This window comes from Alloactinosynnema sp. L-07, assembly GCF_900070365.1.
GTDB lineage: Bacteria > Actinomycetota > Actinomycetes > Mycobacteriales > Pseudonocardiaceae > Actinokineospora.
Genome location: NZ_LN850107.1, coordinates 6,526,568 through 6,540,841, shown reverse-complemented (window position 1 = coordinate 6,540,841; position 14,274 = coordinate 6,526,568). Strand labels below are relative to the sequence as shown.

At 70.2% G+C, this 14,274-nt stretch carries 12 protein-coding genes and 1 tRNA gene; 3 read left to right on the top strand and 10 right to left on the bottom strand.

The window, feature by feature from the left end; all coding sequences use genetic code 11:
* Nucleotides 1–4: 4 nt before the first annotated feature.
* The 4 genes from BN1701_RS29855 to BN1701_RS29840 are packed head-to-tail and all read right to left on the bottom strand — an operon-like array spanning nucleotide 5 to nucleotide 3,203.
* Entirely contained in the window at nucleotides 5–817 is an 813-nt protein-coding gene (locus tag BN1701_RS29855) for a MerR family transcriptional regulator (protein ID WP_054054340.1), read from the bottom strand.
* Nucleotides 818–850: 33 nt separating this feature from the next.
* On the bottom strand, nucleotides 851–1,999 hold the full coding sequence (gene eis, locus BN1701_RS29850; protein ID WP_054054339.1) for an enhanced intracellular survival protein Eis: 1,149 nt from the start codon (nucleotides 1,997–1,999) through the stop codon (nucleotides 851–853).
* Nucleotides 1,993–2,868: a 3-hydroxyacyl-CoA dehydrogenase family protein gene (locus BN1701_RS29845; RefSeq protein WP_255364665.1), complete on the bottom strand. Its 876-nt coding sequence runs from the start codon at nucleotides 2,866–2,868 to the stop codon at nucleotides 1,993–1,995. The genes eis and BN1701_RS29845 overlap by 7 nt, the downstream gene beginning before the upstream one ends.
* A complete protein-coding gene (locus tag BN1701_RS29840; protein WP_054054337.1) occupies nucleotides 2,865–3,203 on the bottom strand; it encodes an EthD family reductase in 339 nt (112 codons plus the stop codon). The genes BN1701_RS29845 and BN1701_RS29840 overlap by 4 nt, the downstream gene beginning before the upstream one ends.
* A 58-nt stretch (nucleotides 3,204–3,261) precedes the next feature.
* Here BN1701_RS29840 and BN1701_RS29835 point away from each other — a divergent pair, with 58 nt between their 5' ends.
* Nucleotides 3,262–3,906 (top strand): histidine phosphatase family protein, encoded by a 645-nt coding sequence (locus BN1701_RS29835; protein ID WP_054054334.1) that lies wholly within the window; start codon nucleotides 3,262–3,264, stop codon nucleotides 3,904–3,906.
* Here BN1701_RS29835 and BN1701_RS29830 read toward each other — a convergent pair.
* A complete protein-coding gene (locus BN1701_RS29830; protein ID WP_054054333.1) occupies nucleotides 3,860–4,615 on the bottom strand; it encodes a GTP-binding protein in 756 nt (251 codons plus the stop codon). The two genes, BN1701_RS29835 and BN1701_RS29830, sit on opposite strands and share 47 nt — an antisense overlap.
* Before the next feature lie 231 nt (nucleotides 4,616–4,846).
* On the opposite strand from BN1701_RS29830, the gene BN1701_RS29825 reads away from it, so the two are divergent.
* Complete coding sequence (locus BN1701_RS29825; protein WP_231949760.1) at nucleotides 4,847–6,349, top strand: diguanylate cyclase; 1,503 nt, start codon at nucleotides 4,847–4,849, stop codon at nucleotides 6,347–6,349.
* A 38-nt stretch (nucleotides 6,350–6,387) separates the two neighbouring features.
* On the opposite strand, the gene BN1701_RS29820 is transcribed toward BN1701_RS29825, so the two are convergent.
* From BN1701_RS29820 to BN1701_RS29810, 3 genes are read right to left on the bottom strand one after another with little or no spacing between them, the layout of a single operon-like run.
* On the bottom strand, nucleotides 6,388–7,035 hold the full coding sequence (locus BN1701_RS29820) for a response regulator transcription factor (protein WP_054054331.1): 648 nt from the start codon (nucleotides 7,033–7,035) through the stop codon (nucleotides 6,388–6,390).
* A gap of 59 nt (nucleotides 7,036–7,094) precedes the next feature.
* Nucleotides 7,095–8,294 carry an ABC transporter permease gene (locus BN1701_RS29815; protein ID WP_082860150.1) on the bottom strand — a complete coding sequence of 400 codons (1,200 nt, stop codon included), beginning with the start codon at nucleotides 8,292–8,294 and terminating at the stop codon, nucleotides 7,095–7,097.
* A complete protein-coding gene (locus BN1701_RS29810) occupies nucleotides 8,291–9,229 on the bottom strand; it encodes an ATP-binding cassette domain-containing protein (RefSeq protein WP_054054327.1) in 939 nt (312 codons plus the stop codon). The genes BN1701_RS29815 and BN1701_RS29810 overlap by 4 nt, the downstream gene beginning before the upstream one ends.
* 90 nt (nucleotides 9,230–9,319) lie before the next feature.
* Between BN1701_RS29810 and BN1701_RS29805 the strand changes: the two genes are divergently transcribed.
* A tRNA-Arg gene (locus BN1701_RS29805) sits at nucleotides 9,320–9,395 on the top strand.
* Nucleotides 9,396–9,830: 435 nt separating this feature from the next.
* Here BN1701_RS29805 and BN1701_RS29800 read toward each other — a convergent pair.
* A complete protein-coding gene (locus BN1701_RS29800; protein ID WP_082860149.1) occupies nucleotides 9,831–13,109 on the bottom strand; it encodes a S8 family serine peptidase in 3,279 nt (1,092 codons plus the stop codon).
* A 650-nt stretch (nucleotides 13,110–13,759) separates the two neighbouring features.
* Nucleotides 13,760–14,200 carry a winged helix-turn-helix transcriptional regulator gene (locus BN1701_RS29795; protein ID WP_369800646.1) on the bottom strand — a complete coding sequence of 147 codons (441 nt, stop codon included), beginning with the start codon at nucleotides 14,198–14,200 and terminating at the stop codon, nucleotides 13,760–13,762.
* Between the last annotated feature and the right edge of the window lie 74 nt (nucleotides 14,201–14,274).

The window sequence follows — 14,274 nt, the reverse complement described above, 5'->3', positions numbered from 1 at the left end:
CCGCTCAGCAGGGGAAGGCGATGTCCGCGGCCGGGTCCTGGTCGCCGATGGCAGCCCAGTCGGCGAAGTAGACCTCGCGCGGGGAGCCGGACGGGGTCAGCGACCGGGTGCCCAGCCAGGCCTCGACGGCGGCGTACACCTCGATGATCTTCGGGTACACCACCTGTCCCTTGGTGATCGTCACGTACGCCTCCCGGTGAGCCGGTTCCTCCCGGACCACCAGGTCGCCGACCGGCGCCACGTCGCCGGTGAACGGGACGGCGACCTCCATCGGGCCGTCGGAGTCCATCGACACCTCGCCGTGGTAGATCGCCAGCGGGGGCCCGGAGACGGTCGCGCCGGACTCATCAAGGTGAGCGAACAGGCGGTTCATGCCATCCTGGATGTGGCCGGGCAACGCGTCGGCCAGGGTGTCGCGGGTGACCGCGAGCACGCGCTGCGCGGGCACCTCACGGGTCTTGACCTCGTACATGTCGGACTCTCCTCCGGTCAGTGTGGTCAGCAACAACCGCACGAGACCGCGCCGACTGTCGTGTTCGGCTTCGCTCCTGGCCCAGTCCGCCTCGACCTCGGCGGCGGCGTCGGCCGCGTTGAGGTCGAGCACGTCGCGGATGCGGGCCAGCGACATCCCGATCCCCCGCATCATCACGATGCGGCGGGCCCGGCCGAACTGGTCGGGCCGGTAGTAGCGGTAGCCGGTGAACGGGTCGACGTCGCTGGGACTGAGCAGGCCCATCGAGTCGTACAGCCGCAGCGCCTTGGGTGAGAGCCGCGACCGCCGGGCGAAGTCGCCGATCATCATGCGGTCTTCGTGCATACCCTCACCGTGTCGCCTGCCCTTGGGGAAAGGTCAATACGAGTCCGCGATGGACAGCCGCCGGGGCGCCCGGCTCGCGAGGTCGAGCAGCGGGGCGTCGCCGTCGAGCAGGCCCGCGCGACGCAGGTCGCCGACCGTGACCGCGCCCGCGTACCAGGCCGCCAGGCCGCGCGCGGTCACCCGCACGGCACCACTGCCGCCGGGTTCGACGTGGGCCTTGCCCGACTCGAACACCAGCCGGTGCCGCCCCGCGTTCCACGGCGCGTGCTCGTCGGTGACGTCGAGGTCGACGGCGAAGTCGGGCAACCCGACCGGCCAGCCGCGCGCGGCGACCGCGGCGGCGAGGTCGACGATCCGCAGCATGATCGGCTCGACGGTGGTCGTGTGGTGGCCGGGCAGGCTCAGCAACAGATCCCACACCAGCGGGTCGCACCGGCGCAGCTGGATCCGGTCGACCTGCCCGGACCAGCTCGCCAGGGCGGCCAGCATGGCCCGGCCCGCGTCGGCGTCGCGGGCGACGAGGTCGTGGACGTCGAGCGTGTCGGTGCGCGGACGCCTGTTGGTCGAGTAGAAGCCGCGCGGACCGCCGTCGCCGTCGACCACGTTGACGGTGTCGAGGGTGAGCAGCTTGGCGGTGTCGAACAGCGGGCCGGTGCGGTCGAGCATCCCGTCCACTGTGGACGCGATGTCGAGGTAGAGCTGGTGGATGCCGGTCAGGTCGGCTGCCCCGGCGTGCCGCAGCGGTGTCGGCTCGGCGGGCTTGGCGACCCAGCCGAACGCGGCGGGCGGCAGGGTCACGTGCTCCAGCGCGCCGACCCGCTCCCAGCCGTAGGCCCGGTAGAGCGGCGGGGTGGCGGCGAAGAGCGTCGAGACGACCTGGCCTTCCTCCCGCATCCGCGCCAGCGACGTGACCAGCAGCGCGCCGCCCACGCCCCGGCCGCGCGCGTGCGGGTCGACCGTCACGCTGGCCACGCCCGCCATCGGCACGGCGACGCCGCCGAAGAACTGGTGGTAGTCCCAGGCCCGCAGCGATCCACACAGCCCGGCGTCGTCCTCGGCGACCACGCCCCACCAGGTCGCCGACTGGACGCCCCAGTCCGGGCTCTCGTTGCCGAAGGCGACCTTGCGCATCCGGACGATCTCGGCTTCGTCCTCGGGGTGGAACGGGCGGACGGTCACCACGTGAAGAAACCCCGCCCGGTTTTGCGGCCCAGTTCACCCCTGGCGACCATGTCGCGCATCAGCTGCGGCGGGGTGAAGCGGTCGCCGAGTTCGCGGGCCAGGTGCTCGGCGATGGACAGGCGCACGTCGAGTCCGACCAGGTCGGTCAGCCGCAGCGGACCCATCGGCCAGCCGTAGCCCAGTCGCATCCCGGTGTCGATGTCCTCCGGGGAGGCGACACCCTCCTCGACCATCCGGATCGCCTCCAGTCCCACCGCGACCCCGAGCCGCGAGGTGGCGAACCCGGGGGCGTCGCGGACCTCGATCACCGTCTTGCCCAGCGCCTCGGCCCACGCCCGCACCCGCGCGGCCACGTCGGTGGACACGCCCGCGTGGTGGACCAGCTCGACCAGGGCCTGGACGGGGACGGGGTTGAAGAAGTGCATCCCGATCACCCGGTCGCCGGGCAGCCCGGCGGCCAACTCGGTGATCGACAGCGACGAGGTGTTCGACGCGAGGACGGCCTCGGGGCAGGTGTCGGCGATCTGGCCGAGCACGGCCCGCTTGAGGTCCAGGTTCTCCGGCACCGCCTCCACGGCCAGCGCGGTGTCCGGCGGCAGGTCGGTCAACTTGTCCACAGTGGACAGGTTGGCCAGCAGCGCGTCGGCGGACTGGGCCAGTTTGCCGCGCTCCTCGGCCTTGCGCAGCGACGCCTCGACATTGCGCACGCCCGTCGCGGCCCGCTCGGCGTCGGCCTCGGCGAGTACGACCCGACTGCCCGCGTTGAGGAAGATGTGCACGATGCCCGCGCCCATCGTGCCGCCCCCGACGACGGCGACAATCCTCGGGACGGCGGGCTGCGTCGATGGTTCGCTCGCGAGCTCGCTCACGCTGTCTCCTCGATCCCGGTCTCCTCGATCTCGGCGGAGAACATCGCCACCAGGTCCATCCCGCCGATCTCGCCCAGGTTGGCCCCCGACGCCTGCCATTCGGGTGATTTGAAGGCCGCCTTCATGGCCGCCTCGGACTCGAAGTACAGCTCGGCCACCAGGTACGGCTCGGTGTCGCCGAGGAAGCCCGGCACGTAGACCCGTTTGACCTTGGCGATCTCCTGCCGCACCAGTCCAGGGGTTTTGTCGACCAGCGGCAGGTGGCTGCCGAAGTACTTGTCATCGAAATCCGCCGCGTCGTCGGGCTGCCGATAGACGGCGATGTACTTGATCACTTGTGACACTCCAGTCGAGTAGGCCCTCGCACTGTATTGGGTCGGGCACCATAGGCGCGTGCGGATCATCCTGCTGCGGCACGCCGAGAGCCTCGGCAACATCGACGAGTTGGCCTATTGCCGCATCCCCGACCACGCCCTCCCTTTGACCCCACGCGGCGAGGAGCAGGCCAGAGCCGAGGGCACCCGGCTGCGCGCTCTGCTCACCGAGCCGGTGGCGGCCTACGTGAGCCCGTACGTGCGGACTTCTCGAACGTTCCAGCTGCTCGGGCTGGACGGGGTCGTCGAGCGGCACGTGCCGGAGCCCCGCCTGCGGGAGCAGGACTGGGGGAACCTGCAGGACCCGGTCGACCAGGAGATCCAGAAACAGAAGCGCCACGAGTTCGGCCACTTCTTCTACCGCCTGGCCCACGGCGAGTCCGGCGCGGACGTCGACGACAGGGTGGCGAGCTTCCTCAACGAACTGGAACAGCGCGTCGAGAACGACCCGACCCACCCGGACACGGCCCTGGTGGTCACCCATGGCCTGACCATGCGGCTGCTGTGCAGGCGAATGTTCTCGTGGAGCATCGACCTCTTCGAGTCACTGTCAAACCCCGAGCACTGCGCCCACCGAATCCTCACTTACAACGGAAAGTGGTCGCTCGACCGCCCCTTCACCCAATGGCGAGACTCCCCGGACAAAACAACACAGGCCCCCTGACCGCGAACGGTGGGATCAGCGCGGTCGGATTCATCTGACCGCGTCGGGCGTTGTCCGGGATCGCGGCGAGCAGGGGCAGCGGCTCCACGCCGCCAAGCACGACCCGCGCCGCGCCTGGGGCGAGGCGGTCGAGGACGGCGTTCACCTGGGCGGCAGGCCACGTCTCGGCCGCCGTGGTCAGCACGACCGCGTCGGCGAACCCGACCTGGCCGACCACGACCTGCGCCAGCGTCGGGCCGTCGCCCATCACGCCGTACCCGCACTCGCTGATCGGCACGTCGCTGGTGGCGTCCTCCAGCCACGTGGCCGGGTCCACCGCGGCGATCACGGCCTCGATGTCGGCGACGTCCAGGATCGTGGCCGCGCCGACCAGCACGTTCCCCAGCGCCCAGCACACCGGCGCCGGCTCCACGATCGGGTCGAGGTGCAGCACGATCCGCTCTACCCGCGGGTCGGCGCACAGCGCGCGCAGCAACGGAAGCAGGTCCTCGCGGAGGGCGCGGGCCACGCAGCCGTGGGCGAGTTCGATGGTCGTCGTGGTGTCCGCGCGGCCGAGCCGCAACCGCCTGCGGACCACGCCGTCGGCGACGCGGCGCAGGTCGTGGTGGACGACGACGGTAGCGGGCAGGCCGGTCATCAGCTGGGTGGAGAGCATCCGGGTGGACTCGTGGCGCGGCCCGCAGACAAGCACCAGCCGAGTGGTCGACACAGGACCTCCTATCGACAACGGTTTCCACCTTGACCCGGCCGAGGCTACCCTGGCGAGCACCGTAATGAAAACGGATCCCATTGCAAGTCCGCGATCAGGCGGGCCACCTGGGCTGCCCCCAGAAACGACCGTCCAAGCCTGACCAATACTCCGAACGGGTCACCCCGGCCGGGCCTTGTAGCCTGCGGCGGCAGTGTCGTGGGCCATGATCAAGGACGATCCGGGAACGGTGTGGACGGCGTAGAGCTGGATGGGGTCGGGGCGACCGAGGCGCTCAGCGCGGACCGCGAGGTGCGGCTGCTGCTCGACGCGGGCCGCAACGACGAGGCGAACACGCTGTTCGACCAACTGCTGTCCAAGGTCCCGCCGGGTCTGGACCCGTGGACGCGCGCGGCCATCCTGACCCGGCGGGCGGTGGCCGCGTGGCGGCTGCGGCGCATCCCGCTGGCACTGGAGCTGGCCGCCGAGGGCTGGAGCGACATCGACGCCGAGCAGCCACGCGGGTCCTTCGCCGCCGACACCCTGGGCAGGCTCGGCTACCTGCTCGAAGGGATCGGCCACCGGCGCGCGTCGCTGGAGATCAGCCGGATCGCGGTCGAGGTCGCCCGGACGGGTGACGACGTGGAGATCCTGGCCCACTGTCTGCAAGGGCTCGCGGGCACGCTCAACTTCCGCGCGTGCGAACAGCCACCCGCCCAGGCCGAGGCGACCTTCCGCTCGGCGATCCCGCTGCTCGAGGAAGGCCTCGCCCTGGTCAAGGAGGGCCGCATCCACCTCGCTCTCCTGTCCGCCTACGGCGCGTCGCTGGCGGGCATCGGCGAACTGGAGCGCGCCGAGGCGACCGCGCGCACCGCCCTCGCGGTCGCCGAGCCGATGGGCAACCGCTGGGTGAACTCGGTGGGCAACTGGGTGATCGCGCTTGTCCGGCGCAAACAGCACCAGCTCGACGACGCCACCCACCACGCGCGGATCGCGGTCAAGGAAGCGGAGTGGATCAACGACATCGCGCTGCTCCAGCGCTACTCCCAGGACCTCGCCGACATCTGTCGCGACAACGGTGACGCGCAGGGTGAGGCCGAGGCCCTGCGGCGCAACATCACCGCCCGCCAGACCGCGCTGGAGACCGTCCAGGAGGGCCTTGGCCAGGCGTTGGAGCAGCGCAGGCTCGCCGTGCGCGCCCGCCACCAGGCGCTGGCCGCCCGCGAGGCCGCCGAACGCGACCCGCTGACCGGACTGGCCAACCGCCTCGGTCTGGAGCGCATCGCCCCGGAGACCCTCGACCGCGCCGCCGCCAATGGCCGGGTGCCCTGGCTCGTGCTGATCGACGTCGACTGGTTCAAGGGCGTCAACGACGCCGCGGGCCACGCCGCGGGCGACGCGGCCCTGCGCGAGATCGCCCAACTCCTGCGCGCCGAGTGCCGTGTCGGCGACGTGGTGGCGCGCTGGGCGGGCGACGAGTTCGTCGTGCTGTTGACCGAGGCGCCGCTGGACCACTCCACGGGGATGACCTCACCGGTCGGCGTCGCGGTGGCCGAGCGCATCCGCATCTCGGTCGACCGACACGACTGGTCGGCGGTGCTCGGCAACACCCGCCGCCCGACGGTCAGCGTGGGGGTGGCGTCGGGCTCCGACACGCTGGAGAAGCTGTTCGCCCACGCCGACGTGGCGCTCTACCGGGCGAAGCGGCACGGCCGCAACCGGGTCGAAGTGCACGCCCCCGGACCCGGCGCATAGCCGGCGGTCCTCACCGGGTCAGTATTCGAACTAGTGCACTAGCCGATGAGGCCACCGCGATAGGCGACCAGTGCCGCCTGGACCCGGTTGCTGGCGCCGATCTTGCCCAGCACCGCCGACACGTAGCCCTTCACCGTCGCCTCCGACAGGTGCAGCGTCGCGCCGATCTCGGCGTTGGACATGCCCTTGCCGATCAGGGTGACGACCTCGATCTCACGCGCGGACAGCGCCGCGAGCAGCTTGCGCGCGGGCTCGGCGGCGCGCTGCCCGTCGGCCAGGGCCGCGATGACCCTGGCGGCGACGTTGGGGTCGAGCACGGCGCCGCCGCGCGCCAGGTCGCGCACGGCGGCCACCAGCTGCGTGGGCTCGGTGTCCTTGAGCAGGAAGCCGTTGGCGCCGATCCGCAGCGCCTCCCGCACGTACTCGTCGACGTCGAAGGTGGTCAGCATCGCCACGGCGGGCGGGTCGGGCAGCTGGATCACCCGGCGCAGCGCCTCGATGCCGGTGGTCTGGTGCATGCGGACGTCGAGCAGCACGACGTGCGGGCGGTGCAGGCGGACCAGGTCGACGACGTACCCGCCGTCGTCGCACTCGGCGACCACCTCGATGTCGCCCGCGCTGGCCAGGATCGCCCGCAGACCCGAACGGACGAGATCCTCGTCGTCCGCGACCAGTACCTTGATCACAATGCCTCCCCGATTCGGCATCGCGTGACTCTACCGGGTGACGTGCGCACCCTCGGTGCTCACGACCGCAGAGCCTCCCTCAGCTTCACCTTCCCGCCGCTGCGCATCACCGCGTTGCGGTAGACCCGGCCCGACAGCCAGACCAGCGCCGGGATCAGCGCCACCACGAGCGCGACCGACAACGCCGCCTCCCACGCGGGAACACCGCCCATGGCCAGGCGCATCGGCATCAGCGTCGGGGCGAACAGCGGGGTGATCGACAGGATCTCGATCAGCTTGTTGCCCGGGTCGTATGGCAGCACCGAGATGCCCATCACATAGCCAAGGATGACGAACATCAGCGGCGGCGTGATGACCCCGGCGACGTCCTCCTGCCGCGACACCAGCGCCGCGAGCGCGGCGAAGACCAGCGAGTACGCGATGAAGCCGAGCAGGAACCACACCACCAGCCACACGACCGTGCCGACGGCGGCGCCGACGGAGATCGTCAGCACGCCCAACGCGAGCGCCGCGGCGACGCCGACCCCGCCGATGGCGATCATCTGGATCAGGCCGACCACACCGATGCCGAGCACCTTGCCCGCCATGAGCTGCCACGGCCGGATGGTCGCGAGCAGCAGTTCGACGACCCGGCTGGACTTCTCCTCCACGACGCCCTGGGCCACGGACTGCCCGTTGATCAACAGCGACATGTAGATCAGCACGCCCGCGATCATGCCGATCACGAGCTGCTGGCCGTTGTAGTCGAACGGCGGCTCCATCGGCCGCACCTCGGCCTTGGCCGCCGCGACGGTCTCGGCCACCCTGGCCGGGTCGCCGCCGAGGTCCACGATCTGCTGGTTGAGGGCCAACTGGCCGGCCAGCACGTTGACCACGTTGCGCAGCGAATCGTCGATGTCCTTCTTGACCACCACGACGATCTTCGACCCGTCCCCGACAATCAGCGCGTCGAGCGACTGGTCCTCGACCTGCTTGCGCGCCGCCGCCTCGTCGGGCACGGACCTGGTGTCGATGTTCTGCCCGATGCTCTCCGCGGTCGCCTTGAGCGGCGCCTCCAGCTGGGTGGCGCCCCCGGTGAACCCGACCGTGGCGTCCGCGCCACCGCCCACCAGCTTCATGACCAGCGCGAACCCCACGAGTAGGACCAGCGTGGCCACCGTCGTGATGATGAACGCCTTGGACCGCAGCCGGGTGCGGACCTCCCGCTCGGCGACCAGCCCCACCGCGGCCCAGTTGCCAAGGTGCACGTCCTCGGTCACGCCGCCACCCCCTCGGACACGACACTGCGGAACAGCTCGGCCAACGACGGCCGCCGCCTGCTGAACTCAGCCACCGGCCCCGTGGCCAACGCGGCCCGCAACACGGCCTGATCGTCGGCGCCATCGGCGAGTTCGAGGACGGTCTTGGTCCCCGCCCGTTCCTTGACCGTCACCCCGGCGAGCCCATCGGCCCACCCATTGCGCGCCTGCGGCACGTCGACCACCAGGCGAACAGCCCCGGTGTCGCGCAACGCGTCGACCCGGTCGCACGCCACCATCTGTCCACTGCGGACGATCCCGACCCGGTCGCACAACCGCTCGACCAGGTCGAGCTGGTGGCTGGAGAACACCACCGGCACCCCGTCGGAAGCCTTGTCCTTCAACACCTTGCTCATGACGTCCACCGCCACCGGGTCAAGCCCGGAGAACGGCTCGTCGAGCACCAGAATGGTCGGGTTGTGCACAAGGGCGGCGGCCAGCTGGACCCGCTGCTGGTTGCCAAGGCTCAGCTTCTGCACCTCATCCCCCACCCGCCCACCCACCCCAAGGCGCTCGGTCCACTCCCCCATCGCCCGCTCGGCGGCCACGGCCGACAGCCCGTGCAGCCGAGCCAGGTAGATCAGCTGCTCGCCCACCTTCATCTTCGGATAGAGCCCCCGCTCCTCCGGCATGTACCCGATATGCCGCCGCGTCCGCAGGGTCACCGGCCGCCCATCCCACCGAACCTCCCCCGCGTCCGCCGCCAAAACCCCCAGCGCGATCCGCATAGTGGTCGTCTTGCCCGCGCCGTTGCTCCCGACGAACCCGAACAACTCCCCCGCCCGCACGTCGAACGTCATCTCCCGCAGCGCCACGACGTCCCCATACCGCTTGGAGATGCGGTCGATCTCCAGCCTCCGGTCAGCCACTGACCTCTCCCCTCCGTCTGGCGCCATCCTGCCGCCCAGCCTTGATCGGGACATCCGGGACCACCCCTAGGTGGCGGAGAGGACGGTGAGCGGCACCGGGTATCGTGTCCGGCGCACGCCCTCGTAGCTCAGGGGATAGAGCATCGGTTTCCTAAACCGTGTGTCGCAGGTTCGAATCCTGCCGGGGGCACCACCTTTCGCCGGGTGAAATCAAGCCCTGACCAGCGTAAAGCCGGTCAGGGCTTGATCTTGTCTTGTCCGGCTGCGTCCGGCCATGTCGGGCCGTCTACGGGTGTTCGTGGCGAATACGTGGTGACGTCGCGCGCGGCGTTCTCCCTGCCGTGCAAGGACTTCGCGTAAACCTGACGCAGCACCTCAAGTGAGTGTCCGGCCCACTTCGCCACCTGGGCCGGGTCCACTCCCCGGCTAGCCACGTCGACACAGCGGCGTGCCGCAGTGAGTACGGCGTGGCCGTCAACGGCGTCTTGCGCACCTCCTCGGTGAACGACGAGGCACCAGCTTCGCGACCGACGTGGCCAGGAGGCGCTGCCAAACGTCGGCTACTGACTTTCAGCGGGAGTGGGGCCCGGCGAACTCACCGCCGGGCCCCGCGCTCCCACCGGTTCTCCTACTCGATCGCCACCACGCTGGTCACCACGGTGGTGCCGGGCAGACCCGCCCCGGTCATCTCGGTGGTCACCCTCCCGGCACCGGGCTCGGTGCCCACGACGGTCACCGTGTAGGACACCGACGCCCCCGGAACCGGCACGGTGCTGGTCACCCGCAGGTCGTCGGTGGGCAGCACCGCGGCGATGTCGCCGCCGCCGAACTCGTTCTCGGCGCCGACCAGGAACGGCTGGCCCGGGTCGGCGGGCAGGGCGGCCGGGTTGTAGGCGAACGTGATGTCCTGCGTGCCGTTCACGCCGATCCACACCTGGAACGTCCGCCCGGACGTGGTGCCGAAGACGTTCACCCGGTACTCGAACACCAGCCAGCTGTTCACCCCGTCGGTGAGCACGGCCGCATAGACGCCGGGGGCGCCCGTGCCGTCGAGGTCGGTCCAGAACGGCGCGAGGATGTTGTTCGGCCGCGCGGGGCTCGGACCCGTGGGCAGCGAGCAGCAGTTGTTGTCGTCGGCCGTCCCACCGCCCACGACGAGGTACCCGTTGGAGTCGACGCCGACCCGGCTGTAGGTCACCCCGTTGTAGACGAACGCCGGAACGTTGAAGTTGATGATCTCCTCGTCGCCGATCGGGACCGGTGTGACGCCGAAGGCGGTCAGCGGGATGTAGCCGAACAGCTCACCCGCGTCGACCGACGGGACACCCGGCAAGGCGCCCGCGACCGTCACCCCGGTCTTGTGCACCGTGCGCTTGTCGACCACCGTGGCGTTGCTGGCGCTCACGACCTTGAGCTGGTTGGACAGCCTCGTCGTCAGGTCAACGGTCGTGTCGGTGAACGAGGTGTTCGTCGCGGTCACCGTGCACGTGCTTGTCGCGTTGACCGCGATCTGCGTGGGAGCGCACTCGCTGGCCAGCGTCACGTGGGACTGGCCGGTCTTGAACGCCACCGGCAGGTGCAGCGCTGGGAACTGCGGGCTATCCGGCACCAGCCGGATCTGCCCGAAGAACTGCGCGGCGGGCGCCTGTGACTCGATGGTGATCGACAACTGCGCCGACTGGCCCGGGTCGAGGCTGAACTTCTTCGGCAGCACCGTGATCTTCGCTCCCGCCGGGGCGGTGGTCGAGACGGTGTATTTCTGCTTGAGCCCGCTGACGTTCTTCGCCGTGCGGACTGTGGTCAGCCTGCCCGGCATGACGTTCGTGTTGACCGACGGCACGTTCAGGTGCACTGCGTTGACCGGGTCATTGGCCAGCAGCGCCATGTTGGCCGCGGTCTCGTCGAAGGTGATACCGGGCGCCCACGCCTGCCGCAGGTCGATACGGCCCGAACCCATGTCGAACGGGTCGGCTGGGGTCGACCGGTCCTCCTTGACCACCGCTGTGGTCGCCGTGGACATCAGGCCCGACTTGATCTGCCCCGGGGTCCAGCCGGGGTTGATCGCCTTGAGCAGGATCGCCGCGCCCGCGGTGTGCGGGCTGGACATCGACGTGCCTGCAATGGCCTGGAAGAGCTCACCGCCCGGGCCGCTGGCAACCGATTCCACGATCGGGGTGTCGCCCGCGAGGATCTGCACGCCGGGCGCGGTCACGTCGGGCTTGATGAAGTTCCCGCCGGGGCCGCGCGAGGAGAAGGCGGCCATGACGTCGCCCTGGCCCGAGCGCGACTGGCCCGCGGTGAACCGGGCGGTCTCGCCCGTGTGCGAGCCGAGGAACGCCAGCATCGAGGTGCCGTCGGGGAGGTGCACCGCAGGCAGCCAGTGCGTGTCGGTCAGGGCATCGGCCCGGCTCGGGTTGAAGAGGACCATGCCTGCCGCGCCGCCCTGCAGGACGTTGAAGCCCTTGGCCACCCGGCCGGGGCCGCGCTGGCACGCGACGATCTTGCCCGTGAAGAGGCCCGCGGGCGCGGGCGTGGTGCACAGAGCGTTGGAGTACGGCGCCGCGGAGGCGAGCACGATCTGGGCCGGGCCCGCACCGGGGGTGATGCTCGCGCCGTCGGCGGTGAAGGTGTCGCCGTTGTCCGCGGTGATGGTCAGCGTGCTCGCGAACTCGCGCCGCTGGGTCGACGCCGCGACCGTGGTCACCCACGGCGACAGGTGGTTGGACGTGCCCGCGGCGGGTCCGGAGTTGCCCGCCGACGCGGCGACGAACAGGCCCGCGGCGTAGGCGTCGAGGAAGGCCAGTTCGGTGGGGTCGGTGAACGGGTCCTCGCCGCCGGAGATCGAGTAGTTGATCACGTCGACGCCGTCCAAGATGGCCTGGCCGACCGCGGCGGTGGTGTCGGACGGGAAGCAGCCCTGGGGGCCGCAGACCTTGTACTCCATCACCCACGCGCCGGGCGCGATACCGTGGATCGGGGCTTGCGCCCGCCCGAGGACGGACACATTGTTGACGATGTTGCCCGCCGACGTCGACGCGGTGTGCGTGCCGTGGCCGTTGCTGTCGCGGGCGGTGCCCGCGAACACGTCGTCGCCCAGGACCAGGTCGTAGGTCTGGGTGAAGGCGGCGCCGCCGACCAGCTTGCGCTGGCAAGCGAACGGGTCGTTGGCCGGGGTCAACGGGTTGTCGCCGTAGTCGCACACCCGCGCGGGCCCCGGCGGCGCGGCGAGATTGCCCAGGTCGGCGAAGGACGGGTGTTCGGGCCAGACGCCCGAGTCCAGATTGCCGTAGAGGACGCCCGTGCCCGCACCCGCCGTCGTACCAAGCCGGTTGTAGCTGGAGGGGGCGCCGATGAAGTCCGGGCTGGAGTCGGTGAGGAGGTGGTTGGGGTCGTCGGCTTGCACGGCGACGACGTTCGGGATCGCGAGGATGTCGCTGATCTTGTTCGCGGGCACCCGGGCGGACACGCCGCCGTACACCACCCGCAGCGAGGTCCCGACCGCGGCCTGCGGCGCCCGCGTGGCCAGTTCGGCCTTGAACGCCTGCTCCTGGCCCGCGGCGAACGCCTCGTACTTCTGCTGCGCCGCGGTCTTGTCCTTCAGCTTCTTGCCGGTCACCGAGGGGCTGGTGGCCTCGAGGCCGCGGCGCCCACCCGCGTAGGTTGCCAGCGAGTCGTAGTCGAGTTTGATGACTACGGGGATGAGCATGGCATCGGTCCGCCCGAGCAGCGAGGCGTCGGTCTTGGCGAGCCTGCTGGTCGGGGATTTGTCCGCTGTCACCCGGTCCGCCGGGGTCAGCGGTTCGGCCCCCAAGGTGGGCGCGGCGACCGCCTCACCACCGGAGGTGACCAGCGAGATGGGTAGGACCATCGCCAGGACCGCGGCCCTGGCACACCGGCTACGCCTCATGGGACTGCCTCCTGCTTGGTGCGGGGACATCTGAGTCCGTCGCCCAGCGGAGGACATTGTTACTACTTTCGTGTGGAAGTACCCCCGGATTGGGTGTTATCCGGCTACGGCAAACGCGAGGGAGTCATCCAGTCCAGCGTCCTGGTGGATGGGACTGCTGCACGAACGGGTGACAGGTCAGGCCGCCTGTGTGGCGGGTGTGGTCAAGGTGGTCAGTCCCGACGTGGGAACGGCGACGGTCGGGGCACCCCCGGAAGGTCACGGTCGAGGCGACCGGGACGCTGCCCACGACCTTCGGCGCCGCGTCGATCTCTGGCAACGACGCGGCGGCGTTCGAGATCACGGGGAACACCTGCTCGGGCCAGACGCTGCCCCCACTGCCAGACGTGCGACCTCACAATCCGGCCGAGGGCCACGGCGAGCAGCTCGCATCGCTGAACCTTGTCGATGACTCCTTCGCGGGCCGGGTCACCCGCCAACGCCGTGCAGACGTCAGCGCATTCGGCGGACGACGCGCGCGAACTGGTGCCCCCGAAGGTCCGTCTCAACCGCAGCCGACGCACTACGCCGGAGAACGCCGCGTACGCAGCACGTGTATGCGGGGTTCTCGCGTTACAGCCGTTGATCCACGTCGTCGGGCCCCTGCTTGGTCACTCGTCCGTGCCGAGCCCGTCGGCGCGGACGAGGGTCAGGTCAGGCGCGTGGACCTCGTCGCCGCAGGACGCGCAGACGGTTCGTGGAGTCAGCTCTGCACCGCAGGAGTGGCGCCAGACCGTGGGTGGTTCGCCTTGGGTGACATGGTGATCGCCCCATGACATGAGGGTCAGCAGGACCGTGTGCAGGGCCATGCCCACGTCGGTGAGGACGTACTCATACCGGGGCGGATGGGCGTTGTACCGCTGCTTCTCCAGCAGACCCGCCTCGACCAGGGTGCGCAGGCGGGTGGCGAGGATGTCGCGGCTGGCGCCGGTGTTGGTGGCGATCTGGTCGAAGCGGCGGACGCCGAAGAAGATCTCGCGTAGGGCGAGCAGGCTCCAGCGTTCGCCGATGACCTGCAGGGCATTGGCGATCGAGCAGGCTCTTGGTGGCACAACCGACATCCTACCTGCTGGGTCTTGATTTCCAACCTACTCCGCTGACACGATGAGTTGGAGAATCCAACTGA

Bases quoted from the DNA above. Each gene is read 5' to 3' on its own strand.
- BN1701_RS29800 (WP_082860149.1), bottom strand. From the start codon at position 13,109: ATGAGGCGTAGCCGGTGTGCCAGGGCCGCGGTCCTGGCGATGGTCCTA.
- BN1701_RS29810 (WP_054054327.1), bottom strand. From the start codon at position 9,229: ATGGCGCCAGACGGAGGGGAGAGGTCAGTGGCTGACCGGAGGCTGGAG.
- BN1701_RS29855 (WP_054054340.1), bottom strand. From the start codon at position 817: ATGCACGAAGACCGCATGATGATCGGCGACTTCGCCCGGCGGTCGCGG.